Source organism: Microbacterium sp. HSID17254 (assembly GCF_003989315.1).
Lineage (GTDB): Bacteria > Actinomycetota > Actinomycetes > Actinomycetales > Microbacteriaceae > Microbacterium.
The window spans coordinates 65,448-90,919 of record NZ_RBLT01000010.1; the positions used below are offsets into that span (position 1 = coordinate 65,448).

Genomic DNA, 25,472 nt, shown 5'->3' on the forward strand with positions numbered 1-25,472 from the left:
AGGTTCGACATGAGCTGGCCGGAGCTGATGGATCCCGCGTTGCAGGATCACATCTCGGAGAGACAGTCCAGGGCGCTGCGCGTCTACGAGGAAGACCACGATCTGCTGGTCGAGCATGTCCGACAGGAGGACAGCTTCAAGTCCGGCGGATACGGCACGAGACAGATACCCGAGCTGTTGCAGAACGCGGTGGACGCGCTCGCCGCAGGCGGATCGCCGGGGATGGTGGAGTTCCGCCTCGCCGACGGAGCGCTGTACTGCGCCAACGAGGGCGCGGGGTTCGACGCCGACGGATTGACTGCCGTGACCTACGCGTTCCTGAGCTCCAAGCGTGGGGACGAGATCGGACGGTTCGGGCTCGGATTCAAGTCCGTGCTCGGTGTGAGTGATCACCCGCAGATCTACAGCCGATCGGTGAGTTTCGCCTTCAATGCCCCCGAGACGTCTGAGCTTTTCGCGGGAATCCCATCTGACGGCGGTCGCTACCCACTTCTGCGCGTGCCGAGTGTGGTCGACGTAGATGAAGCGAGGCGTGAGGATCAGAACCTCGCGGAGATGATGGGCTGGGCGACCACCATCGTCAAACTGCCGCTCACGCGCGAGGGCGATCGGCTCCGGAAGGAGCTCAAGGCGTTCTCGCCCGAGTCCCTGCTCTTCTTCAAGGCCCTCGACCGTCTGCGCATCACGATGCAGGACCGCCCGGGTACCGCCGCTGTCTCGCGGGACTTCCGCCGCGAGGGCGATCAGAACGACGGACAGGTCGTCATCGTCGATCCCGAGGGCGTGCGCAGCCGCTGGCTCTACGCCGAGCGCGAGTACACGCCGACGATCGACGTCGCCTCGACGCTGTCGGCCACGGCCCTGCGCCAGTCGATGACCATCTCCTACGCCGTCAGGCCCGAGGGACGTGCGAGCCCCGGGCAGCTCTGGGCGTGGTTTCCGTTGCGCGACCAGACCACCGCGAGCGGCATCTTCAACGCTCCTTGGCAGGTGAATGACGACCGCACGTCGTTGATCGTCGCATCGAAGCTGAACGCCGCCATGCTCGAGGTCGGCGCCGAGCTGTTCCTCGACGTCGTGTCGCGCGCCTCGACGGCGGATGATCTGGGAGCGCATCTCGATCTGTTCCCCGCTCGCGGCCGGGAGAGCCGGAGCCCGGCGGACAGCTTCCTGTCGGCCGAGATCCCGAGACGCGCGAGAAGTCGCGCGTTGATCCCCGACGTGACGGGCGCGCTCAAGGTGCCGCCATACTTCACCGGTGTACCTGACATCGTCAGGAGTCCCCTGACGGTGACCGCAGCCGAGATCTGGCAGGAGCGTGCTCCCCGCGAGACCATGCCGCACGCGCGGTGCTTCTCGACGTCTGCCCGCCGCAATCGCCTTCGGTCACTGCTCGGCGGAGACGAAGAAGAGCGCAGCCCGCAGGAGTCGGGCGTCGCGGCGTGGCTGACCGAACTCGTCGGCGACCAGAGCGCTGAAGGAGTCGATGGCGCTCTTCGGATCCTCGTGGAGCTCGCGGCGAACGCCCGCCCCACTCATGACCAGGCGCTCTCAGCCCGCGTCATCCCCGTAGAGAGCGGTGGATGGGTACGGGCCGATCAGTCCGACACAGTTCTGCTCCCAGTCCCGGGCGCCGTCGTACCCGACGGCGTGGAACTCGTCCGGTCGGACGTCGCGGACGCTTCTCACGATCTGCTCCGGCAGCTCCGGTTCCGCGGGGTCACGGTCGACGAGGCTGCTTCAGCCCTGGCTGCTTCAGCGACAGATCGATGGAGCGAAGCCGAATGGGCGCACCTCTGGGCGACCTTGAACACCGCCACGCCACAGGTCGCCGCCCGTGCCGTGGAGGGGATACGTGAGCGAGGGGTGCGCGTCCTCATTCGCACGGAGGCCGGCACCTGGCGTGCTGCGTCGGATCTCGTCGCCGACGGGTCGATCGCACGGGACATCGCGATGCGTCAGATCGACGCATCGATCGTCCCCAACATCGCGCTTCGAACAGCGGCGGGAGCATTCACCGCCCCGGAGCGCGATCGCGAGCTCGAGAGGGACCGCCTGCGCGGCGACTACGTCGCGACGATCGAAGACGTCGTCCGCCGCTACCTCGCGGCGAATGGCCTGTCGGCCCCTACCATCACCGTCCCCGACATGCGCGGCGTCGGACCTTTGGATCTGCTGGTGGATGACCTCTCGGAGCAGGACCGTGTGGCGTGGACTCACGCGATCCTCGCGCGGATGGGCAACACCCAGTTCGTGCTGGACGTGCCGCTCCGTGGCCGCAGGGCCGAGATCATGGTCTCCACGATGGAATGGTGGGCCGTGCGCAGTCGCGGACTCATCCAGACCTCTTTGGGTGCACGGCGACCGGACGCCGCGGTATCGGGGTCGCTGCGTAGATTCTCGGCCTTCCTTCCGGTGGCCTCCCATGACGCGGTCGCCGGGTTGCCGCTGCCCAAGGACCTCGCGTCGGTGCCGGTGAGCATGCTTGAGGACTTCCTCGCGCGCGGCGATTACACGCTCCACCATGCTGCGGAGTTCGCTGAGCTGATCCAGGAATGTGCGCGCCGATCCGAGGTCGCGGTTCCCGAGCACGTGCCGGCGGTGATCAACGGCTCGGTCGTTCTCACCCCGCGCAGCGAGGTGGCCATCGTCGTTGACGGTGTCGGAGTCGCTGACCTCGAGGAGGCCGGAGTCGCGTACGTCCCGACCGCCTCGGGCGATCCGCGTCTCGCCGAGCGGTGGGGCCTGATCTCCGCTGAGGACGCGCTGCACCAGTCGGTCGAGATCGTGGGCGCGACCGAGGCCATCCCGCTCCTCGACATCCATCCGAGCCTTCAGAGCCACGTGCTCGTGCCCCTCGGGCGGGCGACGGTCGCGCGCGCCGCATCTATCCATCGCGTGCTCCAGAGTGCACGGGGGACCAGGAAGAAAAGGCTCAAGGCGACGCATCAGGACCGTGCCGTGACGGTCGATGCCTCGCTCGAGATCGATGATGCGCTCGCCGTCCTGTCCGCCGAACTCGAGCTCGGTCTCACCGCGGATGACGTGCGGACGGTGCTGCGGCACGACGAGAGCCTTCGTCAGAGCGAATTGATCGCGTCGGCGCGCGCGGCACGCAACGACGAGAAGCGTCTTCTGCTTCTCGCGGGTGCGGATGCGTTGCGGGCCAATCTGCCCGACGGTCTTCTCGCCGCGGTCGAGTCAAACACCGGGACGCTCGATGACCGAGGGATCGCCGAGCTGTTCGTGCGCGTGCACGGGTACGACTCCGTCCGAGAACTGCGTGATGTCCTCCGTCAGCGCGGCGTTCCCGTCCCCGAGAAGTGGGACGGCTCCGCGCAAGCGCTGGCCGCCGTGAAGAATCTCGGGTTCGACACCTCCTATGCCGGCAGCCGGGAAAAGAAGCCGTCTGCCGTCAGCCACATCCAGGGCAAGCTCACATTGAATCCGCTGCATGACTACCAACGCGAGGTGGCGGACAAGATCGGAGCACTGGTCGCAGCCGAGGACCCGGCCGGTCGACGCGGTCTCCTCTACCTGCCCACCGGTGCAGGCAAGACTCGCGTGACAGTGGAGGCGCTCGTCAAGCTGATGAAGGCCGGCGAGATCGAGTCGCCCGTGCTGTGGATCGCTCAGAGCGAGGAGCTCTGCGAGCAGGCGATCCACTCGTTCTCGGAGGTCTGGCGGGCCTTCGGTGACGAACGGGCGCTCGACGTGAGCCGGTTCTGGAGCGGTTACGAACTGGATGAATCCGATGAGGAGCTCCATGTGGTCGTCGCGATCGACGCGACTCTCGGCCGCCGCCTGGGAGAACCGCAGTACGAGTGGCTCACGACGCCGGGGATCGTGGTGATCGACGAGGCTCACACGGCGTTGTCGAAGACCTACACCGACATCCTGCGGCATCTCGGACTGACCGCACACAGGACCGACCGCCCTCTGCTCGGCCTCACCGCGACTCCCTTCCGCGGGCGCAACGATGAGATCAACCGCCTTTTCGCCCAGCGTTTCGGTGAGAACCGGCTGGAGTCACTCGACCCCGAAGACCCGATCGCGCAACTCCGGTCATGGAACGTCCTCTCCCAGGTGGACTATCACGTGCTGGACGGTGTCGACGTCGGGGTCGGCCAGCAGGACGCCGAGTTCCGGAAGATGAAAGAGGTCACGCCCGGCATGCTCGCCGCGATCGGTCAGGACATGCAGCGCACGCTCACGGTCGTCCGGCACATCAAGGAGCAGGATCCGACGTGGCCGATCCTCGTGTTCGCCGCATCCGTCGCGTCGGCGCACACGATCGCGGCTTTGCTTCGGCTGGAGAAGGTGAACGCGGACTCCGTCGACGGGAGCATGCGCCGGCAGCACCGTCGTCGCGTGGTGGAGCAGTTCAAGTCGGGTGAGACGCAGGTGCTGGTCAACTGCGATCTGCTCACCCAGGGTTTCGACGCCCCGATGGTGCGAGCCCTCTACATCGCGCGCCCGACGTTCAGCCCGAACCGGTACCTGCAGATGGTCGGCCGCGGTCTCCGTGGACCGGCCAACGGCGGTACCGAGCGGTGCCTGATCGTCAATGTCGAGGACACTTTCGAGCAGTTCGGTGAGGACCTCGCATACAACGAGTTCGACTATCTCTGGAGCAAAGCATGACCGACATCGAGACCACCGAGGTCACGGCGCAACCGACGCCGATCACGGACGCGCGCGAGGGGAGGAACGCCGTCGTCGCCGAGGTCCGCCGGCGCTGGCTCGGTCCGCACGGCGGTGAGACCGAGGTGCTGCATCGCAGCCCGGTGTACGCCTATCTGGTCGGCACGCTCTACCCGGTCGAGCAGGGGGCGGCCGCTGCCGTGGAGCTCGAGGATGTCGAAGACACGGTCGGTCCCGTCTCGGACGATGAAGGGCTCGAATGGGAGACCGAGCTGGCGGCGGGCGAGACGGAAGACGCGGAGGCCGAGGACCTCGGCGTCAACCTCACCGGCGCGTTCGGCTGGGCTCCTGCATCGATGGGAGTGTCGTTCCTGCACGGTGGGTCGACGCTCCGAGTCGACCTCGCCGCAGGGGTGTACGAGAGGAACGACGAGGAGGACTGGGTACGCCGTCCGTTGGAGAGCTCGGAGTTCATCGAGGTCGGCGCGAGTTCGAGCACCCCCGTCTTCGAGGGCCGCGCCACGCTGTCGTGGAGGTCGCGCCGATTCGACGGACGGTGGTTGACGACAGTCGCGCTCTCGAACTCCGCCGAGGTCGGCGCGGGCGAGGCTAAGCGGGATGCCGAACTCTGCCTGTTCCAGGTCGAATTGGCCTGCACGGATGAGACGGGTCTCCTGCCCTATCCGCAGACAGGCGTGCTGGTGTCCGACGACGACAAGGAACTCGCATTCCGTTATCGGGACAAGCCGTCCTTCGCCATCGGACACGGCGTCGCCGTGGAATGGTCACCGGAGACGGCACCCGTGACCGTGCGCACGACCACGATCCCCGAGACCGAAGTCAGCGCGATCCGGGCGAAGCGCGGCTCAGGTGATGCCGTGCGCATGCGGTGGTTGGCCGATGAGTCGGTGTCGGCTGCCGACCTCGTCGACGGTCTCTCCTCCGTTGCGCGCGACTATGCGGCGTGGATCGAGGGACAGGCTGCCGATGCCTCCGCGGTCGCGTCGGAGGACAGAAAGATTGCCGATGACATCGTCGAACGGCAGAAGCGCGCGCTCGCTCGGATGGAAGAGGGCCTCAGGCTGCTTAGCGACGACGCGCAGGTGCTGCAGGCGTTCCGGATGGCGAACACGGCCATGCGGTGGCAGATGCTGCGTCAGCGCAAGGTCGTGGACAAGGAGACGAGATACGGCCGCCGGCTCTTCGAGGATAAGGGGGCGGATGAGCCGACCTGGCGCCCGTTCCAGATCGGGTTCATCCTCAGTTCACTCGCTTCCACCGTCCACGATTCCCATGACGATCGGGAACTGGTCGATCTCATCTGGTTCCCGACGGGCGGGGGAAAGACCGAAGCCTACCTCGGCCTCGCCGCGATCGAGATGATCAGACGTCGGTTGGCGCGCGGAGTCAAGGGCGGAGGCATGGCCGTGCTCACGCGCTACACGATGCGTCTTCTCACCGCGCAGCAATTCCAGCGAGCAGCCACGCTGATCTGCGCGCTCGAACTGATGCGTCTCGACGATGAGCGGCTCGACGGTATGCCCGACTTCTCGATCGGCCTCTGGCTCGGTAATACGACGACCCCGGGCACGTTCAAGCAGGCCGAGAAGCAGCTGCGGGAAGTGCGCCAGCAGAGCAAGCCGGACAACCCGTTTCAGTTGCTGCAGTGTCCCTGGTGCGCGACGCCGATCATGCCCAAGCACAAGAGTGGGAAGGATCGCGCCTACGGGGTCAAGGCGGACGCATACGGGTTCGAGTTCTTCTGCCCCGCCGATGACTGTCCTTTCTCTTCCACGCTTCCGGTGCAGGTGGTCGACGAGGGCATCTACGCGAATCCTCCCACCATGCTCGTCGCGACCGTCGACAAGCTCGCGCGCCTCGCGTGGATCTCGGACGGCGCTCGTATGTTCGGCATCGACACGGTCTGTGATCCGCCGTCACTCGTGATCCAGGATGAGCTGCACCTCCTCTCCGGGCCTCTCGGGACGATCGTGGGCGTTTACGAAGCAGCGATCGGAGCGCTTCTGCAGTGGAACGGCACAGCCCCGAAGGTTGTGGCGTCGACCGCGACGACGCGCGCGTCGAGAGAGCAGGTCAGGGGTCTGATGGCGAAGAGGGTCGAGGCGTTCCCGCCCGCAGGTCTTCGTGCGGAGGACAACCACTTCTCCGAGCCTGATCCCGAGGCGGCCGGTCGCCTGTACCTCGGAATAATGCCGCAGGCGCACACGCCGTCGTGGGCCATCGGTCAGATCGCGACGGAGCTGCTCGACGCGCCGGTGTCGACCGGCCTAGAGGGCATGGCGAAGGATCGCTACTGGACCCTCGCGGTGTATCACAACAGCCTGCGAGAGCTCGGCAGGACCGTGACCATCCTTCGCGACGACGTGCAGAGCAACCTGTTCCGTCGCTCGGGCGGCGACCGTCCGACCCGCGTGATCGGACCGGACGGTGTCGAGGAATTGAACGGCAATGTGCCTTCCGCGGAACTCGTGCGCCTTCTGGATCGGCTCGAGCGTGGTCCCGAGGATCCCGAAGTGATCGACGCCCTCGCGACGACCAACATCATGTCGGTCGGCATCGATGTGCAGCGCCTGGGCGTCATGCTCGTCAACGGTCACACGAAGACCACCGCCGAATACATCCAGGCGACCTCGCGCGTCGGGCGAGGATCGACACCGGGGCTCGTCGTGACGATGTTCAGAGCCGGGAAACCGCGTGATCGTTCGGTGTTCGAATCATTCCAGGCCTACCACAATTCCTACTATCGGTTCGTGGAGCCCTCGAGCGTCACACCCTGGTCGCTTCAGGCTCGACGTCGTGCACTGCATGCCGCGCTGGTGATACTCGTGAGGCACGGAGTCGGACGCAACGGCAACGCGGATGCCGCCCACTTCGACCCGGACTCGGCCGGCGTCAAGAAGGCGGTCTCCCTGCTGAAGCAACATGTCCTGTGCGCGGATCCACGCGAAGCCGTGGAGGTCGGCAAGGAGATCGATGACGCGGTGCTCCAATGGGTCGAGGCCAGGGAGCGAACTGAATCGGCCGGCAAGTCCCTCGTCTATCAGTCCAAGAACCAGGACGAGCGCTTGCTTCGGCAGTTCACGGAGCCCGGCGTCGGTTGGCCGGTGATGAACTCGATGAGGAACGTGGACAGAGTCGTGAAGGTGCGGGCGAAGGGAGAGCGGAATGGCTGAGTCGACGGTGAAGACGATCCGAGCATCGGAGACTGTCGCCCCCTACGGGCCGGGAGCGATCGTCGACATCCTCGGTCAGTCCTTCATGGTGCCGACGGGTGATCGTTGGCCCTCGCCGAAGGTGCGCGAGCGCGTGGAGTCCGACCGTCTGGCCGATGCGCTGCACGTGCAGGAGCTGTGGGCGGCTCCTACGACGCACGAGCCGGAGAAGGGCTCCGTGCCAGGTCTGGAACTGGTCAGGTTCCCCGGCTGGTTGTTCTGTCAGGTCTGTCGACGACTGATCAAGTGGAGCGCGAGTCTCGAGACGGGCGGAGTGCCGCACTGCACTCAGGTGTCCTGCGACGGACGTCTGGTGCCGATGCGATTCGTCCTCGTGTGCACGGAGAACAGTCACCTGAGCGACGTCCCGTGGGCCGACTGGGTGCACCGCGGATCCGAAGGAGAATGCAAGTCGGCGGAGAAGCTGCGGTTCAAGACGCTCGAGGGCGCGGGTGACGGTCTCAGCAGCCTGCAGGTGTCGTGCGACGCATGCGGATCACGCCGCTCACTCGGAGAGCTGCGCCGCGATGCTCTGGCCAAGGACGGATTCAAGTGCACCGGCACGCAGCCGTGGGAGTACGAGTGGACCGGTTGTGGGAAGCCGCTCGACGCCCAGCAACGTGGGGCCACGAGCCTGCATTTCAGTGAGACCGTCAGCGCCATCGACATCCCACCGGTGCCGAGTCGGGCGTCGGAGAACGAGGACGCCATCCGCGGGCACGCGATGTTCGAAGGGCTTCGGGGAGCTCCGTCACCGGTACGCGACGTCATGATCACGCAGATGGTCGCAGACCTCGGCGTGCCGGCCGCTGAGATCGAGGCGCTGCTGGAGGTCGATGACTCGCCCGGCGAGCGCCGGGAGATCATGAGCACGCTCCAGGCTGACGAGTTCGAGGCATTCGTGGGCGCTGTGACGGGGAAGACTCCGACCGAGGACTTCGTCACGCGTGCGATCAAGTTGCACCCGAAGGGCATCGATGCGGTCGACGGCGTCGTCGCGCGAGTGAAGGACGTGGTGCTGATCGACCGCCTCCGCGACGTGCGCGCCGTGCGTGGCTTCCGCCGCTACTCGCCGGACGCTACGGCGGTCGCGGCGGTGCCCACGCAGTCCTTCGAGAAGACGTGGTTGCCGGCCGCCGAGGGATACGGCGAGGGCATCTTCATCCGATTCGATCCCCCGGCCGTCAAGAGATGGGCGGATCAGCCGGCAGTGCAGCAGTTGGCGGCCACGCTTCTCGATCATCAGAACCACTCTGTGCTGGGTCGGCGGCTTCATCTGGCTTCCGCCGAGTACGTGCTGCTCCACTCCTTCGCGCATCTGCTGATGCGCGAACTCGCGTTCACCAGCGGGTACACAGCCGCCTCGCTCAAGGAGCGCATCTACTGCGAGTCGGAGGGTGACTACGGCATCTTCATCTACACGACCACGTCGGACGTCGAGGGCACTCTTGGGGGACTTGTGAGGCAGGGTGAACCGGACCTCCTCGTCGAGGGCATCGTGGCGGCGCTCCAGCAGGCCGCGTGGTGCCCGAACGATCCGGTGTGCTCCGAATCCGAACCGCAGAGCATCGACGGCCTCAACCTGGCTGCATGCCACGCGTGCAGTCTTGCCCCCGAAACGTCGTGCGAGTCGTCGAACCTCCTACTCGACAGGACTTTCGTCGTCGGGGGCGGAAACGTGACCGGGTTCTTCGGTCCCGTTCTCGACACCCTTCTCGGGCAACGGGTCGGGTGACCTCCGTCGCACTTCCCTGACGATCCGGGCGGCCACGTCATGTGCGTCCGTCCGGATCTCATGCTCCCAGATGCGCACGACCGACCAACCTCGTTCGCTGAGGACACGGGTGGTGTCGGCATCGCGAGCTCGATTCGCCGTGACCTTGTCAGACCAGAACGTCGCGTTCGATTTCGGAGACTGATGGTGATCAGGACACCCGTGCCAGAAGCAGCCGTCAAGGAACACAGCGACCCGAGCCCGTCGGAACAGAAGGTCGGCGGTGCGGCGCAGGTCTCGCTCAGGACGAGCGCTGACGCGATATCGGAGACCGGACCGATGGACGAGGCGTCGTACGAGCATCTCCGGTCCCGTATCGCGTCCACGGTTAGCGCGCATGCTCGCTCTCGCTCCCGGACTGCTCGCCCACGAATCGGATCCCGCGGATGCCGGCGACGTCTCCATCCGTCAATACTGCAACGTCGTAGGATCAGATCGACCCGTTCTGCACTGCGGGTCTCGAACGCCCGGGAGGCACCGTTGGGGAACGCCATCACCGTCCTCGACCTATTCGCCGGCGCAGGTGGCCTCACGCAGGGGATGCACGAGGCATCGTCGAGATTCGATGTCGTGCGTGCTGTCGAGAAGGACCGAGACGCGGCCGCGACCTTCGCGCTCAACCATGGGGAGGGCATCACCTTCCAGGGGGGGATCGAGGATTGGCTGCAGGATGAAGTGGTGCCGTCGGTCGACATCGTCGTCGGCGGGCCGCCGTGTCAGGGCTTCTCGACGCTGGGGAAGCAGAACGTCGAAGACGAGCGGAACACTCTCTGGAGGGAGTACGCAGAGACGATCATCCGCGCGCAGCCGAAGTACTTCGTGCTCGAGAACGTCGCGGTGTTCGCCAAGTCCCCGCAGTTCCGAGCACTCACGGAATCAACGGAGAGCAACGGCATCCTTCGTGACTACTCGTTCGAATGGGATGTGTTGAATGCAGCGGACTTCGGCACGCCTCAGGCGCGCAGGCGCGCGATCCTGATCGGGCGCCATCGTGACATGCCGGAGACCGGACTGCCGAAGCCCAGCCATCATCGTGACGAGCACATCAGCGTGGGCGAGGCCTTTTCGGGCATCTCGCACGGGGTTGGCCTCCATCTCGATGATCGTCGCGTCAAGATCGACGGCCGTGATCACCGCGGTTGGTGGTCATCGCGAGAGCTCCACGTCGGGCGTGACTACGCCGACATCTCACTTCGACGATTCGCGGAGATCCCACCGGGCGGCAATCGCTTCGACCTCCCGGATGAGCTTCTCGCCCCGTGCTGGCGGAAGCATAAGTCCGGCTCCGGCGACGTGATGGGTCGGCTTCATCTCGACAAGCCGTCGGTGACGATCAGGACCGAGTTCTTCAAACCGGAGAAGGGTCGTTATCTGCATCCCTTCGCCGACCGTGCCATCACGCACTATGAAGCAGCAGTGCTGCAAGGGTTCCCTGTCGACTACCGGTTCGCGGGTTCTCGTACCGCCATCGCCCGACAGATCGGCAACGCCGTGCCGATTCCGTTGGGCAGGGCGATCGGCAATCTGCTCGCTGATGCGCTGATCTGAGGACGGCGCAAGCCATCCGCGAGTCGCCGCACGCATCAAGTTGACCCAGCATCAACGTAACTAGATGGATGTCCGGCCGCGCTCACCACAATCCTGGCGATCGAGTCATCCTGCCGGCGCAGGTGGGCGTAAAGCGGTCGGATGGAGGGAATGGCGTCAGCAGACTCGTGACTGCACGCGCTCGCGAAGCTGAGCCGTAGACCGCGATCGTGAGGTCGCGGCAAGTCGCCCGTTGTAGCGCGGCGTCGGCTACGTTGCGTTCCTCGGCGGCCTGCCGGTGCCCTGCGGCTCCACTTCCAAGGCTCGTCTTTCCAGATGTCGTCGAACAATACGGGGACCCCGAGCCGCATCGCGTCCCACTTCACAGCGTTGCGCCTCGTAGGGCGAACGTGCGGCAGATCTCTCTGCCCACCAGGAGCCGGTGAAGTGGCGAGGAGCATCGGCTTCGCTGCCATGGTCCGACTACATCGACCTGGTTCGCGCGGCAGGTTTGCGCGACGGTCCCTATGTCGAGTCAGCGCACCGGCGTCGAACGGGACTCGAACCCGCCCGTCAGCCGCCCGTGCATCGTCCCGCTCGAGTCATTCATCCCGACGATCTCCACCGTCTTCCCCAGGCTCGCGTACTTCGTCTCGATCGCATCCAACGCGGCAACGGTCGACGCATCCCACACATGCGACCCGGACAGATCCACCACGACCCGAGCCGGGTCCTCGGTATACGAGAACAACGTCGTCAGGTCATTGCTCGACGCGAAGAACAGCTCCCCCTCCACGACATACGTCACCACATCGCCCGCCGGCCCCGGAACTCGACGAACCGAAACGAAGTGCGCCACCCGCCGCACGAACAGCACCGACGCAACGAGCACCCCACCGACGACCCCCACCGCCAGGTTGTGCGTGATCAGCACCAGCACCACCGTCGCGATCATGACGAACGTCTCGCTCTTCGGCATCCGCTTCAGCGTCGACGGCCGCACGCTGTGCCAGTCGAACGCCCCGATCGCGACCATGATCATCACGGCGACGAGCGCCGCCATCGGGATCGTCCCGACGAAGTCTCCGAACACCACGACCAGGAGGAACAGGAAGATCCCGGCGCAGAACGTCGAGATGCGGGTTCGCGCGCCCGAGGCCTTCACGTTGATCATCGTCTGACCGATCACCGCGCACCCGCCCATGCCGCCGAACATTCCAGACAGGACGTTCGCGACACCCTGCCCCCACGACTCACGCGTCTTGTTCGAGTGGGTATCGGTGATCTCGTCGACGAGCTTCGCGGTGAGCAGTGACTCCATGAGCCCGACGAGCGCGGCCCCGAGCGCGAACGGCGCGATGATCGTGAACGTCTCCCACGTCAGCGGAACGTTCGGGAGGAACAGCGAGGGCAGGCTCCGCGGCAGCTCACCCTGATCGCCGACAGTCGGCACGGCGATGCCGAACGCGAGCACCACGCCCGTCACGATGACCACCGACACGAGCGGCGCGGGCACGATTTTGGTGAGCTTCGGCATCACGAGCATCACGACGATTCCGAGCGCCACCAGCGGATACACCAACCACGGCACATCGATCAGCTGCGGGAACTGCGAGCTGAACACGAAGATCGCCAGCGCGTTCACGAACCCCAGCATCACGCTGCGGGGGATGAACCGCATGAGCTGCGCGACGCCCAACACCCCGAGGACCACCTGGAAGATTCCGGCGAGGATGACCGTCGCGATGAAGTAGTCGAGCCCGTAGGTCGGCTCGACGGGAGCGATCACGAGCGCCACGGCACCGGTCGCCGCGGTCACCATCGCCGGTCGCCCGCCGAGGAACGCGATCGACACCGCCATGATGAACGACGAGAACAGCCCCACCTTCGGGTCCACCCCCGCGATCACCGAGAACGCGATCGCCTCCGGGATGAGCGCGAGTCCGACGACGAGCCCGGCCAGCACCTCTCGCGTCAGCAGTCGTGGGTTCTTCAGCGCATCGAGCACCGAAGGGTGGGCTCGATAGCGGGCGCGGTCGTCGACCGTCGTTGCAGACATGGCGCTCCAGTGGAAGGCGTCTCAGAGAGGAGGCAGACGTTCCAGCCTAGGACTGATGCGCAAGTCGCCTACCCCGCGCCCCTTCCACCCGCCCCACACATCCGCCAGGATGAACACGACCGCCCCGAAGGAGCCCCGCATGTCGCTCGCCCCCTCCACCGCCCCGGACACGGCATCCGCCGCGCTCCCCGGCGTCGTGGTCATCGCCGCGATCCGCCGCGTCCTCCTCTGGTCGCTGATCACCGCGTTCCTCTACCCCGTGTTCATGACCGCCAGCAAGGGCATCTGCCCCGGCGGCGTCGACGCGAACGGCGGGTTCATCGATTCCGCAGGCCAGCCGGTCGACGAGGCTCCGCAGTGCATCCAGCTCACCCTCGCGCCGAGCCCCCTCGTCTACATCGCCATCGCCGTCGTCGTGCTGCTCGCGCTCGGTCGGGTGATGAAGGCGGCCGACGAGCGCACGGCGCTTCGCACCCTGGAGTGGACCCTGCGCGGAGTCGGACTGTTCGTGGTGGTCGCGATCGTCGTCTCGCACGTCTGGTTCGCGCTGATCCCGCTCGAGCAGTTCACCGGCGACTCCTGGACCGTGTTCAGCCCGTTCCCGTTCGGCTCGATCGACGTCGAGGTGACGCCGATGACGACCTCGTGACGGCTTAGTCCCGCCAGTCGATCCCGACGCCGGCGATCCGTCGTCCGGCCTCGTCGGCGGCGACCGGCTCCCCGACGTCCGCCCCGCGCTCGAGCGAGACGGCGGAGTGCACGATGGTGTCGGCGTACACGTGCACGAGGTTGTAGCCCTGTGCGGCGTCCTGTCCGCGGGTGGCGCCGACGGGCTGCGCGAGGTCCTGTCCGTACGCGCTCGACGAGGCCACGGCGACAGGGATCCCGGCGAAGGTGCCGAACGACGGATGGTGCACGTGCCCCGACAGGATGCCCCGCACGTCCGACCCCCGGAGCACCGCGGCCAGCGCGTCCTGATCCCGCAGCTCGACCGTCACGGCGAGGTCGAGCACCGTGGGCAGGGGCGGATGGTGGATGAGCAGCAGCGTGCCCTGCGGTGCCGCCGTCGACAGCTCTCCCTCCAGCCGGTCCAGCTGCGACGACGGCACCTCCCCCCAATGCGCGCCGGGCACCGTCGAATCGACGACGATGACGCGCATCCTTCCGAACCACCGCACCTCGACGATCGGCTCATCACCCGCCCCCGCGAGTCCGAGCTCCGATCGCATGGCACGGCGGTCGTCATGGTTGCCGGCCGCCCACACGACCTCGCAGCCGAGCGCCTCAGCGGCGGGCGTCACGAGCTCGCGCAGTCTCTTATAGGCAGCGGCATCGCCCCGGTCCGTCAGATCCCCCGTGAACAGCAGCGCGTCGGGACGGAGCCCCGAGGCGACGAGCCGGTCGAGCATCTCCGCCAGGTTCGCGTCGGCGTCGGCCCCGCTGCCGTACAGCGGCGACCGCTCACCGGGCAGGTGCGTGTCGGAGATGTGCACGAAGGTGTGCGACGGGCGAGGGTGTTCGGTGAGGATCATGTCTCTTCCTGGTCGGCGGACGGAGGCAGGTCGGGGCAGATGTCAGACGGCGGCGGCCGTGGAGCCCGGGACGAGGGCTCCCGTGAACGAGCGGCGTACGAGCGTCTCCGGCTCGTCCGCGGTGAGCAGCTGCTGCATGGTCTCGACGGCGGCCGCGGCCACCGCCTCCACGGGGATCCGCAGCGTGGTGAGCCCGAGCAGATCGGCGCCGGGCAGGATGCCGTCGCACCCGGTCACGCTCACGTCCTCCGGCACGCGGAGCCCGGCCGCGCGGGCGGCGCGCATGACGGCGAGCTGCCGGTAGTCCGAGGCGCACATCACCGCGGTCGCCCCAGCGTGCACGGCTGCCAAGGCTTCGTCGACGCCGTCGTCGGGACGCGCGCCGGCCGAGATCATCGTCACGGCGACGCCCGCCGCGGTCAGCACTTCCTGCATCGCGAGCGCGCGCAGGTGCTCGGGGTACGAGGCCTCGGGGCTTCCGGCGAGCACGACCACGGCCCGGTGACCGAGCGCGACGATGTGCTCCGCGAGCAGACGTCCGTGGCCCTCGTCGTCGTAGTGGGCGGTGTGGATGCGGCCCGCCGACTCCACGCGCCCGGCGCGCAGGATCGGCACCTGGTCGGCGAACGGCTCGAGCTGCGCCGCGGAGATGCCGCCGGTGGCGACGATGAGCCCGGCGACGCGCATGCCGAGCAGTCGGTGCAGCGCATTCACCTGCTTGGCGCCCTGTTCGTCGGCGCCGATCGTGACGGTCACGAGGTCGAGGCCGCGCTGATGCGCCTCCTCCTGCAACCGGGAGAAGAGGAGACCGTACGCGGGGTTGCTCGCATCGCGCAGCATGAGACCGACGGTGCCGGTGCGTCCGGCGGCGAGCTCGGCGGCCATCGTGTTGCGCACGTACCCCAGCCGCTCGGCCGCTTCCAGGATGCGCTCCTGTGTCTCCGGCGCGAACCGGCCCTCGCCCTTCAAGGCCCTGGTCGCCGTCGCGCGTGACACCCCGGCCGCCGCGGCGACGTCGCTGATCGTGACCCGCAGGGCGGGTGTCCCGGCATCCGCCCCGCTCATGCGCGCTGCTTCCGTCGGCGGGGCGCTCCGGCGCGCGAACCTCGTCCATACACGAGATACATGGTGACACCCATGATGATCATGAGCAGCACGGTGTAGACGAACGTGATGGGCATCGCGTCGAGGTTGTTCTCCCCGCGCGTGCTCTCCTGGATCGCGACGCCGAGCGGCTTGTACAGCGGGTGGTAGAGGAAGATCGCGGCGTCGTAGTCGTCGAGCAGGCTGTTGAAGTTCAGCGCCGTGATCGCGGCCGCGGTCGGCAGCACGAGCGGGATCAGCACGCGCCGGAACGTGGTCAGCGAGCGGGCGCCGAGGATGCGCGAGGCGTCTTCCAGGGAGTCCGGCACGGACGCGAACCCGGCCTTGAGCAGCCGCAGCGTGAACGGGATCTTCACGCAGATGTACGCGACGAGCAGCAGGACCGGCGTCCCCGTGAGCACGATGTTGCCCACGAGCGGCTGCGGCGCGTCGAACGCCATCACGAAGGCCAGCGCGATCAGCACGATCGGCAGGATCCACGGGATGTGCAGCACATACTCGATGGCCGTGGTGAGCAGGTTGCGGTGCTTCTGCATCATCCGCGCGACGAACAGCAGCCCGCCCACCACGATGACCGCGGCGAGGGCGCTGTAGACGACGCTCACGATGAACGGTCGGAGGGCCGCCGCGCTGGAGAACACGGTGATGTAGTTGTCGAGTGTGAAGCTGTCGAGCGTGATGGATCCGGCGAGGATGCTCCGCGCGTCCACGAACGAGAAGATCACGATGAGCACGACCGGGATGAGGTAGATCACCCAGAGCAGGTAGGCGACCACGTGCACGACGGCGTTCGCGAACGGGTTGCGAATCCGCTGCTTCTGGATCGGCGTCGCCACCTTCGCCACCGAGAAGTACACGCCGGACTTCTCGGCGCGGTTCATGATCGCGAGCAGGATGATCGTCGCGACACCGAGCACGATCGCCAGCAGCGCCGCGATGTCACGCGTGATCGGGCTGCGCGACAGGTCGATGATGAGGGGGGCGACGGTCTGGAAGTCCGGGCCGCCGAGCACGAGGGGCGCGGTGAGGGCCCCGAGGCCGATGAGGAAGGTCAGCACGGTGACGGCGAAGAGCATCGGCTTCATGACCGGCAGCACGATGCGACGCAGGATCGTCCAGGTCGAGGCGCCCATGAGCTTCGCCGCCTCGATCGACGCGTAGTCCACCTTGCCGAGCGACGAGGACAGGAACAGCATGTGGTTCGTCGTCGTCGCGAACGTCATCACGAACACGACCGCGAAGTAGCCGGAAAACCAGTCCCGGTTCATGTCCGGCCAGATGTTCACCATCAGGTTCGTGATGAAGCCGAACTTGCCGTAGATGAAGTTGTAGCCGGCGGCGAGCACGATGCCGCCGTAGATCAGGGTCGTGGCGTAGCCGAGCCACAGGAGCTTGGCGCCGCGCACCTGGAAGTACTGCGTCACCAGCACGATGAACACCCCGACGACGTTGACCGTGACGGATAGCGTGATCGCGAGGAGGAAGCTGTTGCCGAGCGTCTTCAGCGCGCGCTCGCTGCCGAGCAGCTTCTCGACGGCGCGGATGCTGAACTGGCCGTCCGGGAAGAAGGTCGCGGCGAGCAGCTCGGCGTTCGGCAGCACGAGGAAGGCGGCGGCGAACCAGATCACGACGATGCCGGTCACCCAGGCGAGCGGCGAGCGGAGCATCGCGCGCACGCTGCCGGGCCGTCCGCGGCGGAGGCGGGGCTTCGTCGCGGTGCCCGCCTCGGCGGCCTCGGTCGTCAGGGCGCCGGGGGCGTCGGTCATGGCCGCGGACGGCGGCGGCACCGGGCGGGAGTCGTTCTGCGGAGCGCTCATGTCACGCCGCCGGGTACTGCAGGATCCACCGCGGGTCGACGTCGATGCGCACGGCGTCGCCGACGTCCCACCGGTGCGCGCTCGCCGCTGCCGGCACGCTCACCCGGAGCGTCCCGTCGGCCGCCGACACCGTGTAGACGCTGTGGCTGCCGTGGTACGTGCGCTCCGCGACGGTGCCGTCGAGCGACGCCGTGCCTCCGGCGGCGGCCGCGGACGGCGACGCGAGGTGCAGCTTCTCCGGCCGCACGTAGCTCTCGGCCGTGGCGTCGAGGCCGGCACCGATCGCGATGAGCTGCGCGGGGCTGAGCCGGTTGTTCTCGCCGATGAACCGGCAGACGAAGGGTGTCGCGCTGCGGTCGTAGATCTCCTCCGGCGTGCCCACCTGCTGCAGCGTCCCGGCGTCGAGCACCGCGATGCGGTCGCTGAGGGTGAGCGCCTCCTCCTGATCGTGGGTGACGTACACGGTGGTCACGCCGACCTCGTGCTGCAGCTCCTTGAGCTGTTCGCGCAGCTGCACGCGAAGCTTGGCGTCGAGGTTCGACAGCGGCTCGTCCAGGAGCAGGATGCTGGGGGTGAGCGCGAGCGCCCGGGCGATGGCGACGCGCTGCTGCTGGCCGCCGGACAGCTCCGCCACGTTCTTCTCGAGCTGCGACGCGGCGAGCCCGGTGCGGTCGGCGACCTCGTCCACGCGCCGCCGCTGCTCGGCCTTCGACACCTTCTGCACCGAGAGGCCGAACGCGATGTTCTCCCGCACGTTCATGCTCGGGAACAGCGCGTAGTTCTGGAACACCATGCCCACGCCGCGCTTCTCGCTCGGCACGCGGGTCACGTCGCGACCCGCGATGTGGATGCGGCCGCCGGTCGGCTCGATGAACCCCGCGAGCGTGCGCAGGGCGGTGGTCTTGCCGCATCCGGACGGACCCAGGAGGGTGAAGAACTCACCCTCCTGGATCTCCAGATCGAGGTGCGAGACCGCACGGTGGTCGCCGAACACGACCTCGACGTCGTCGAAACGGATCATCGTCTTCTCTCTCTGCCGGTGCGGGACTGCGCGGGTCAGCCGATGTACTCGAGCGTGACCTTCTCGACCCAGGCGCCGAGGTTCTCGCTCACGAAACCGAAGTCGATGTCCTGACGGTCGAGCGTGCCCATGAGCTCGACGACCTCGGGGTTGGCCTTCTCGACCGCGCCCTCGTTCACCGGCATGGCGTTGAACTCCGCGGCGAACTCGCCCTGCACTTCGGCGCTGCCGAACCAGTCGATGAACTCCTGTGCCTTGTCCTCGTTGTCCGTGCCGTTGATCTGTGCGATCTGCTCGGTCACGTAGGGGACGCCGTACTCGGGCACGATCATGCCGGTGCTGGTGCCGTACTCCTCGTCGCGGGCGGAGATGCCGCTCGACGGCAGCACGCCGTAGTCCACCTCGTCGCGGGTGATGCGGGCGTAGAGGTCGGTGCCCTCCACGGCGGGGGAGCCGTTGGCGTAGTACGACTTCACCAGGTCCCAGCCCTCGTCGCTCACGCCGAGGTCGCCGTCCTCGTCGAGGTGACGGGTGAGCATGCTGGCGAGCACGAGCTGCGGGGTTGCCTGGCCGAGCGCGGGGTTGACCTCGTAGCGGCCCGCGAACTCCTCATCGGTGTAGAGGTCGTCGGGGTCGGTGGGCGCGTCACTGATGCGGTTCTCGTCATAGACCGTGACGATCGCCTGCTCCACGAGCGGCCAGAACGCGCCGTCCTTCGGGTCGCCGGCGTCCGCGGGCACCTCGCCGCTCCAGCTCGGCTCGTAGGCCGTGATGGCCTCTTCGGTCTTGAGCTGCTCGAAGAACATGTTGTTCAGGCCGAAGACCACGTCGCCGACGGGATTGTTCTTCTCCGCGATGATGCGGTTCGTCAGGTCGGCGCCGCCGAGGCCCACGATCTCGATGTCGATGCCCGCGTCGGCCGCCTTCTCGGTGATCCACTCACCGCGGCCGTCGCTGTTGGAGTTCGTGTAGACGATGAGGGTGTCCCCGGAGCCGCCGTCGCTGCCGCCCGCGTCTCCGTCGCCGCCCGCCGTGCATCCGGTGAGCGCGATCGCCGCCGCGGCCGTCAATCCGATGAGCGCCCAGCGCCTCTGCTGCCTGTCGGCCATGTTCGTCCCTTTCTCGCCTTCGAGGTGTGTCGATGCGACACTACCGGTTCTTGTGGTGAAGGCACAAAGATTGTCTGGTTTCGTGAGCGCGGTCGCGCGTCCGCACTCAAGATAGGCGCGCGGCGTGAACGTGAGGATGCGATGAGGTGAACGGGTGGGGGCCTGCGTCGGACCTGGGACGAGGTGCCCTGTCGGCCGGGGCGAAATGCCGGCATCCATTAGAACAAAGCTTCGAAAGTCGGGCGCTTCGGAGATAAAATGAAGCATGTCGAAAATGTCCGGGTTGCGCGAGGCGATGGAGCGTCTCGACCAGGCGTGGGACTCTGCGGGTGATGCGCCTGAGCTCTCCCGCACGCAGCTCGTCGACGTCGCCGACGCGATCGGACTCCTGCGGCGCCGACTCGATGCACTGCACGTCGACGTGGCGGCCGGCATCGCCCGGGAGTCGCGCGCCGAGCTCGGTGCCGACAGCCTGGCGAAGCAACGCGGGTACCGTACGGCGGCGAAGCTCATCGCCGCGATGACAGGCATCTCGACGGGCGAGGCGCAGCGTCTGGTGAAGGTGGGAGAGGCGACCGCCCCGCGAAGCGATCTGCTCGGCGCGCCGCTGCCCGCGCGGTACCCGCTCCTCCGGGAAGCGCTCGCGTCGGGTGCCCTCGGAGCGCCGGCGGCTGCACTCCTCGTCGCCCTGCTGGACCGGTGTCGCGTGGCTGCGGGAGCGGAACGCATCGCCGAGGCGGAGCGGGTGCTGGCCGCCACAGCCGAGGGGCTCGAGCTCGATGCGGTGCGCAAACTCGTCCTCCGCGCCGAAGCGTGGCTCGACCCCGACGGCGTGGCGCCGCGGGCGGAGGCGCAGCGCGCTCGGCGCGGACTGCGCCTCTTCGAGCGTGACGGCATGGTGCACCTGCACGCGCAGCTCGATGCCGAGACCGCGGCGCCGGTCGTCACTGCGATCCGCGGGCACGTGTCCGCCGTGTTCGCCGCCCGCCTCGATGCGCCTGACGCCGGGTCGCCGGACGCCGACCGGCGCTCGGTCGCGATGATCCAGGCCGATGCGCTGGCCCTCTTCTGCGGGCATGTGCTCGGGTGCGAGGGTGATCGGGTGCCGCTCGCGGGGGCGACGGTGGTCGTGCGCGTGTCCCTCGACGATCTCCAGGTCGGCACCGGGTCGGCGACGATCGACGGGCTCGACCAGGTGATCGACATCGGTGCCGCGCGGCGGATGGCTGCCGGTGGCGGCGTCATCCCCTGCGTGCTCGGCGGGGCGAGCGAGGTCCTGGACTGGGGTCGCGAGAAGCGCCTCTTCACCCGAGCCCAACGCCTGGCGCTGGTCGAGCGGGACGGCGGGTGCGCGATGTGCGGGCTTCCCCCGGGGATGACGAAGGCTCACCACCTCCGCTGGTGGCAACGCGACCGAGGTCCGACCGATCTCTCGAACGGGATCCTGCTCTGCGAGACCTGTCACCACCGCATCCATGACAACGGGTGGGAGATCGTCATCGAGGGTTCCGGTGTGGCCGGCCGGCCATGGTTCCTCCCGCCGGCGTGGGTCGACCCGCGGCGGACGCCCCGGCTGGGCGGACGGGCGCGCTTCGATGTCGCGGCCTGAGTGCGGTGCGCGGGTGCGGGAGTTCGGGCGCGGGGCGTTGTGGGGCTGTCAGCGGCGGAGGCGGGAGCGCACGCGTCGCGCGGTGCGTGCCAGGGCGTCACGCCAGGCGCCTCCGGGCCATTCCCGGTGCAGGCGCAGGCTGCCGTCGTCGTTCCGCACGAGTTCGACCCGCCGGCCCGCGAGAAGGGGCGAGCGGCCGAGGTGTGCGACCACGTCCGGGGCGGCCGTCAGCGGCGCCGTGAACACCCAGCCGGCCACGCGGACCGCGACCGACAGATCGGCGTCGCGCGCACCGTCCTCGCGGAACACCTTCATGGGGTCCACGGCGATGGGAACCGCGTCGAGGCGCTTCGGTCGGCGCCCGCCGACCTTGCGCTCCGAACCCGCGGTGGACTCCGCGGCCTGGCCCGGCTCCGGGGTGTCCTGCGCGACCACGTCGACCCGGTCGGCACGGCGCTCCTTGCGGGCGTTCAGCAGGCCCGAGGGAAGATCCTCCGTCGTCGACAGCGGGAGGGACAGCAGATGATCCGCCGAGCCGACCGTCTCGAACACGAAGGCCTCTTCGCCGTTCCGGCGCACGCGGACGCGCACGGTCAGCTGCAGCCCTCCCCGCGACCAGCGCGCCGAGGTCACGGCGGCGGTGCAGGTCGTCTCGGCCTCGAAGGCGGCGAAGGCGAGCAGGTCGTCGCGGCGGTCGGCGCGCAGCAGAGCGGCGCGGATGCGCTGCGGGAACGACAGCCCCGCGTCCACGCCGGGTCCGAAACGACGCTGCGTGAGCGGCACGACCACGTCCAGCAGACGGTCGCGGTACTCCGCCGGGTACTTCACCATCCGTCGCCCGGCGATCCTGTTGAGGATCTTGCCGCGGAACCAGTGCCGCAGCAGCCGATCCCGCACCTTCCCCGGTTCGGTGTTCGCCTCGACCACGTCGAGCACGGTCTCCAGATGCGGGAAGTACGACTCCGGCTCGATGCGGGCCGAGCTCGCGCTCCCCGGCTCCTTCACCCACGCATAGCAGGGCTCGCTCGCGAGCACCGAGATCGTATCGGCGGCGAAGTACGCCTGCATCACGAAGAGATGGTCTTCGAGCCGCACCTTCCCGTCAGGGAAGCGGATGCCGTTCTCCCGCAGGAAGGCGGCCCGGAACATCTTGTGCGGCGTCAGCATCTCCAGGATCGGGTCTTCCCCGAGCACCGCGTGCGGGATGTCGCGCTGGAAGATCTTGGCGGGCAGCTTGCGTCCGATGCCCACCTCCTTGCCGACCACGACATCGGAGCCGTTCTCGTCCGCGTAGTCGCACAGCCGCTCCAGCGCCCGCGGGTAGAGGCGGTCGTCCTGATCGACGAACTGCACGTACGTCCCTCTGGCCTCTTCGACACCCCGGTTGCGCGGAGTGCCGGGCCACCCGGAGTGCGGCAGCGACAGCACGCGCACATGCGGACGGTCCTTCGCGATGCTCTCGAGCCGCGCGGCCGTCTCCTCCCCGGAGCCGTCGTCGCAGAGCAGGACCTCGAAGGACCCCGCGGGCAGCGTCTGCGCGTCGAGCGAGGCGATGAGGTCGTCGAACGACGCCTTCGGCCGGAACACCGGCACCACCACGCTCACCCGCACGCGGCCCCCGGCCGCCTCGTCCCCGGTCGCACTGCTCATGGACGTCATCCCCCTGTGATCGTGACCGGCCCGAATCTCCCCCGCCGGAGATTCCAGCCAACCATCCCTTCCTGTGGAGCGCGCCAGGCTCGCGGCGGTCCCGGGTGTATGCCGCCGCCGTGGAGGATCAGTGCAGGGTGAGACCGATCTCGAACGAGCGCCGCCAGGGGAGGGTCAGCTCCGCGATCCGCACGTCCTCGGCGGGCAGCATCGACTCCAGGAGGGCCGTCAGCTCCGCACGGATGACGCGCTCGGCCGTCGCGACCTGCGCATCCTCGGCCATCGGGTAGATGTCGGGGAAGAGGGAGGGGCCCGCATCGGTGCGCACCACGGCCTGGTAGGCGAAATCGTCGAGCAGCCGCGTGAGCAGGGCGATCCGCGCGGCACGCTCGTCGAAGGAGCCGGTGGCCCGGCCCACCACTCCGGCGGCGGCCACCGCGACGACGCTGCCGAGCGTGTTCCCGGCGGTGTTCCACCCGCCGAAGGCCTCCAGGCGCCCGAGCAGTCCGGCCTCCGCCAGTGCGCGCACGAGCGCCTCGTCCGCGCCGTTCGGGTAGCGCACGTCGGCCAGGGCCACGTGCTCCCCGGCCTCCAGACGCTCCCGCACGAGTGCGACCGTCCCCGCGACGGCCTCGACGTCGACGACCTCCGGCCGCCCGCGGAACATGTCGTGCCGGTCGGGGTCCGGGGCGTGCAGCACGAGGGTGACGTCGCCTCCCGCGGCGACCTCCTCGGCCCCGGCCGCGCGGATCTGCCGGCTCGCCGACGCCGCCAGCGACATGTTCTCGTACGGCGGGACGCGCTCCATGCCGGCGGCGTCCGCGCAGGCCACCGAGAACGAGGCGGTCACCCCGGCGTTCGCCGCGAGGGCCCGGGCGACGAGCGCGGCCCCGACCTCGTCGGCCCCCGGGTACATCAGCACGCGCCGGCCCGACGGCAGCATCCGCATCCAGTGCCGGAGCCACACCTGCTCCGCGCTGCCCGCCGCGAAGGGGGCGGTGTCGTCGGCGGTGATCGCCAGGAAGTCGAGGGTCTCGTCCTCCACGAGGCCGAGCGTGGAGAGGTTCACGATGTGGTTGCGCAGCCGCCGAGACGAGTAGTCGGAGACCACATCGGCCGGCACCGGGGTCAGCGCGTCGAGCGGCAGCACCTCGGTCTCGCCGAGCAGCCGGTGCGCGTCGCCGCCGAGCGCGTGGATCTCCTTGCCGTGCTCCGTCCAGTAGGTCGGCTCCTCGGCCGCGGAGTAGGAGTTGCTCGCCCTGGTCACCAGCGACACCGCCGAGATCGGCAGGTCGGGCCGCATCCGCCGCACCTCGCGCAGCACGTCCAGGCGCGCCAGCACGTCGCGAGCGGTGTCGTGACTCGTGCGGCTCGCGATGAGTCCCCCGTAGAGCAGCATGTCCACCGACACCACCAGGTGCACGGTGGCCGGGTCCGCGGCACGCTCGCGCAGCCAGGCGCCCAGCCCGTCGGCATCGCCCGCGGTCCGGTAGGAGGGGAGGATCTCGGCGGGCGGAACGTCGAGGGTCACGCCCGCGACGGCCGCGACGTCTCCCGGGAGCTTGACGTTCACCGGGCGGTCGTCGAGGGGCAGCAGCGCGATGCGCGGGCGGAGGATCGGGTCGGACACGAGGAGCCTTTCGTCGGTGAAGGGGGTCGCAGATCGGGGATCAGGGGCGGGCGATGGAGACGAGGTACGAGTAGCGGTCGCCGCGGTACACCGACTCGGCGTACTCGATCGGGCGGCTGCGGGCGTCGTAGGTCGTGCGCTTCACGAGGAAGGCGGGCGAGAACGGCGGCGTCTGCAGCGCGGCCGCCTGCTCCTCGTCGAGGACGACCGCGTGGATCTCCTGGTCGGCGCGCACGGCGGTGATGCCGAAACGGGTGCGCAGGTCGTCGTAGAGCGAGTCGCCCTCGATGCCGTCCTCCAGGCCCGGCACCGCGTCGGCCGCGATCGAGCACACCTCCAGGCAGATCGGGATGTCGTCGGCGGTCCGCACCCGGCGGATCCGGACGACGGGCGACTGCGGGCTGAGGTTCAAGGCGTATCCGGCGGTCTGCCCGGCCGCCGCGGTGCCCACGTCGACGGAGAGGGAGCCGGGCCTCATGTTGCGGGCGAGCATGTCCTCCGAGAACGAGGTCAGCTCGAACGCCTTGCTGATCCGCGAGGCGCTCACGAACGTGCCAGCCCCCTGCAGCCGGTACACGAGGCCGTCCCGTTCGAGCTCGTCGAGGGCGCGACGCACCGTCTGCCGATTCACCTCGAGCGACTCCGCGAGTTCGCGCTCCGTCGGCAGCTTCTCGTGGGGTGCGAGCCCCTGGTCGATGACCTTCTCCAGATGCCGCCGCACGCGTTCGTGCTTCGTGAGGCCCTCGATCGCCGCCATGGTTCC

Annotated in this window: 17 protein-coding genes; 6 read left to right on the forward strand and 11 right to left on the reverse strand. The window is 68.2% G+C overall.

Annotated elements, in window-relative coordinates; all coding sequences use genetic code 11:
- The first annotated feature begins 9 nt into the window (after nucleotides 1-9).
- Nucleotides 10-4,644, forward strand: coding sequence for a DEAD/DEAH box helicase (locus tag D8M34_RS08105; protein WP_126893695.1), 4,635 nt, complete (start codon nucleotides 10-12; stop codon nucleotides 4,642-4,644).
- On the opposite strand, the gene D8M34_RS18970 is transcribed toward D8M34_RS08105, so the two are convergent.
- Nucleotides 4,623-5,021 (reverse strand): hypothetical protein, encoded by a 399-nt coding sequence (locus tag D8M34_RS18970; protein WP_161973046.1) that lies wholly within the window; start codon nucleotides 5,019-5,021, stop codon nucleotides 4,623-4,625. The genes D8M34_RS08105 and D8M34_RS18970 overlap by 22 nt on opposite strands.
- Between D8M34_RS18970 and D8M34_RS08110 the strand changes: the two genes are divergently transcribed.
- Nucleotides 5,007-7,838 carry a helicase-related protein gene (locus tag D8M34_RS08110; RefSeq protein WP_161973047.1) on the forward strand — a complete coding sequence of 944 codons (2,832 nt, stop codon included), beginning with the start codon at nucleotides 5,007-5,009 and terminating at the stop codon, nucleotides 7,836-7,838. The two genes, D8M34_RS18970 and D8M34_RS08110, sit on opposite strands and share 15 nt — an antisense overlap.
- Nucleotides 7,831-9,612: a DUF1998 domain-containing protein gene (drmB, locus tag D8M34_RS08115; RefSeq protein WP_126893697.1), complete on the forward strand. Its 1,782-nt coding sequence runs from the start codon at nucleotides 7,831-7,833 to the stop codon at nucleotides 9,610-9,612. The genes D8M34_RS08110 and drmB overlap by 8 nt, the downstream gene beginning before the upstream one ends.
- Here the strand turns inward: drmB and D8M34_RS19525 are convergent.
- The gene (locus D8M34_RS19525) at nucleotides 9,520-10,056 is read right to left on the reverse strand and encodes a very short patch repair endonuclease (protein WP_126893698.1); all 537 of its coding nucleotides are present in this window, start codon (nucleotides 10,054-10,056) and stop codon (nucleotides 9,520-9,522) included. The two genes, drmB and D8M34_RS19525, sit on opposite strands and share 93 nt — an antisense overlap.
- 75 nt (nucleotides 10,057-10,131) lie before the next feature.
- Here D8M34_RS19525 and D8M34_RS08125 point away from each other — a divergent pair, with 75 nt between their 5' ends.
- A complete protein-coding gene (locus tag D8M34_RS08125; RefSeq protein ID WP_174235375.1) occupies nucleotides 10,132-11,199 on the forward strand; it encodes a DNA cytosine methyltransferase in 1,068 nt (355 codons plus the stop codon).
- A gap of 514 nt (nucleotides 11,200-11,713) precedes the next feature.
- On the opposite strand, the gene D8M34_RS08130 is transcribed toward D8M34_RS08125, so the two are convergent.
- Nucleotides 11,714-13,237, reverse strand: coding sequence for a SulP family inorganic anion transporter (locus D8M34_RS08130; RefSeq protein ID WP_126893700.1), 1,524 nt, complete (start codon nucleotides 13,235-13,237; stop codon nucleotides 11,714-11,716).
- A gap of 139 nt (nucleotides 13,238-13,376) precedes the next feature.
- On the opposite strand from D8M34_RS08130, the gene D8M34_RS08135 reads away from it, so the two are divergent.
- Entirely contained in the window at nucleotides 13,377-13,886 is a 510-nt protein-coding gene (locus tag D8M34_RS08135; protein ID WP_126893701.1) for a hypothetical protein, read from the forward strand.
- Nucleotides 13,887-13,890: 4 nt separating this feature from the next.
- Here D8M34_RS08135 and D8M34_RS08140 read toward each other — a convergent pair whose 3' ends face one another.
- From D8M34_RS08140 to D8M34_RS08160, 5 genes are all read right to left on the reverse strand, one after another.
- Nucleotides 13,891-14,769: a metallophosphoesterase gene (locus D8M34_RS08140; RefSeq protein WP_126893702.1), complete on the reverse strand. Its 879-nt coding sequence runs from the start codon at nucleotides 14,767-14,769 to the stop codon at nucleotides 13,891-13,893.
- Between the two features lie 42 nt (nucleotides 14,770-14,811).
- Nucleotides 14,812-15,834, reverse strand: coding sequence for a LacI family DNA-binding transcriptional regulator (locus D8M34_RS08145; RefSeq protein ID WP_126893703.1), 1,023 nt, complete (start codon nucleotides 15,832-15,834; stop codon nucleotides 14,812-14,814).
- Nucleotides 15,831-17,540, reverse strand: coding sequence for an ABC transporter permease (locus tag D8M34_RS08150; protein WP_164498165.1), 1,710 nt, complete (start codon nucleotides 17,538-17,540; stop codon nucleotides 15,831-15,833). Before D8M34_RS08150 ends, D8M34_RS08145 begins: the two co-directional genes overlap by 4 nt.
- Nucleotides 17,541-17,691: 151 nt before the next feature.
- Nucleotides 17,692-18,711, reverse strand: a complete 1,020-nt coding sequence (locus D8M34_RS08155; RefSeq protein ID WP_126893704.1) for an ABC transporter ATP-binding protein — start codon at nucleotides 18,709-18,711, stop codon at nucleotides 17,692-17,694.
- Nucleotides 18,712-18,746: 35 nt separating this feature from the next.
- The gene (locus tag D8M34_RS08160) at nucleotides 18,747-19,820 is read right to left on the reverse strand and encodes an extracellular solute-binding protein (protein ID WP_126893705.1); all 1,074 of its coding nucleotides are present in this window, start codon (nucleotides 19,818-19,820) and stop codon (nucleotides 18,747-18,749) included.
- 265 nt (nucleotides 19,821-20,085) lie between these two features.
- Here D8M34_RS08160 and D8M34_RS08165 point away from each other — a divergent pair, with 265 nt between their 5' ends.
- On the forward strand, nucleotides 20,086-21,429 hold the full coding sequence (locus D8M34_RS08165) for an HNH endonuclease signature motif containing protein (protein WP_238695622.1): 1,344 nt from the start codon (nucleotides 20,086-20,088) through the stop codon (nucleotides 21,427-21,429).
- Between the two features lie 48 nt (nucleotides 21,430-21,477).
- Here D8M34_RS08165 and D8M34_RS08170 read toward each other — a convergent pair whose 3' ends face one another.
- From D8M34_RS08170 to D8M34_RS08180, 3 genes are all read right to left on the reverse strand, one after another.
- A complete protein-coding gene (locus D8M34_RS08170) occupies nucleotides 21,478-23,079 on the reverse strand; it encodes a glycosyltransferase family 2 protein (protein ID WP_161973048.1) in 1,602 nt (533 codons plus the stop codon).
- Between the two features lie 127 nt (nucleotides 23,080-23,206).
- On the reverse strand, nucleotides 23,207-24,709 hold the full coding sequence (locus D8M34_RS08175) for a DUF4127 family protein (protein ID WP_126893707.1): 1,503 nt from the start codon (nucleotides 24,707-24,709) through the stop codon (nucleotides 23,207-23,209).
- A 40-nt stretch (nucleotides 24,710-24,749) separates the two neighbouring features.
- Entirely contained in the window at nucleotides 24,750-25,466 is a 717-nt protein-coding gene (locus tag D8M34_RS08180; RefSeq protein WP_126893708.1) for a GntR family transcriptional regulator, read from the reverse strand.
- Between the last annotated feature and the right edge of the window lie 6 nt (nucleotides 25,467-25,472).

Excerpts from the sequence above, each read along its gene's own strand:
- D8M34_RS08105 (WP_126893695.1), top strand. The coding sequence starts at position 10 with ATGAGCTGGCCGGAGCTGATGGATCCCGCGTTGCAGGATCACATCTCG.
- D8M34_RS08155 (WP_126893704.1), bottom strand. The coding sequence starts at position 18,711 with ATGATCCGTTTCGACGACGTCGAGGTCGTGTTCGGCGACCACCGTGCG.
- D8M34_RS08135 (WP_126893701.1), top strand. The coding sequence starts at position 13,377 with ATGTCGCTCGCCCCCTCCACCGCCCCGGACACGGCATCCGCCGCGCTC.
- D8M34_RS08165 (WP_238695622.1), top strand. The coding sequence starts at position 20,086 with ATGTCGAAAATGTCCGGGTTGCGCGAGGCGATGGAGCGTCTCGACCAG.
- D8M34_RS08180 (WP_126893708.1), bottom strand. The coding sequence starts at position 25,466 with ATGGCGGCGATCGAGGGCCTCACGAAGCACGAACGCGTGCGGCGGCAT.
- D8M34_RS08150 (WP_164498165.1), bottom strand. The coding sequence starts at position 17,540 with ATGCTCCGCTCGCCGCTCGCCTGGGTGACCGGCATCGTCGTGATCTGG.
- D8M34_RS08170 (WP_161973048.1), bottom strand. The coding sequence starts at position 23,079 with ATGAGCAGTGCGACCGGGGACGAGGCGGCCGGGGGCCGCGTGCGGGTG.
- drmB (WP_126893697.1), top strand. The coding sequence starts at position 7,831 with ATGGCTGAGTCGACGGTGAAGACGATCCGAGCATCGGAGACTGTCGCC.
- D8M34_RS08140 (WP_126893702.1), bottom strand. The coding sequence starts at position 14,769 with ATGATCCTCACCGAACACCCTCGCCCGTCGCACACCTTCGTGCACATC.
- D8M34_RS08130 (WP_126893700.1), bottom strand. The coding sequence starts at position 13,237 with ATGTCTGCAACGACGGTCGACGACCGCGCCCGCTATCGAGCCCACCCT.
- D8M34_RS08160 (WP_126893705.1), bottom strand. The coding sequence starts at position 19,820 with ATGGCCGACAGGCAGCAGAGGCGCTGGGCGCTCATCGGATTGACGGCC.
- D8M34_RS19525 (WP_126893698.1), bottom strand. The coding sequence starts at position 10,056 with ATGGAGACGTCGCCGGCATCCGCGGGATCCGATTCGTGGGCGAGCAGT.
- D8M34_RS08145 (WP_126893703.1), bottom strand. The coding sequence starts at position 15,834 with ATGAGCGGGGCGGATGCCGGGACACCCGCCCTGCGGGTCACGATCAGC.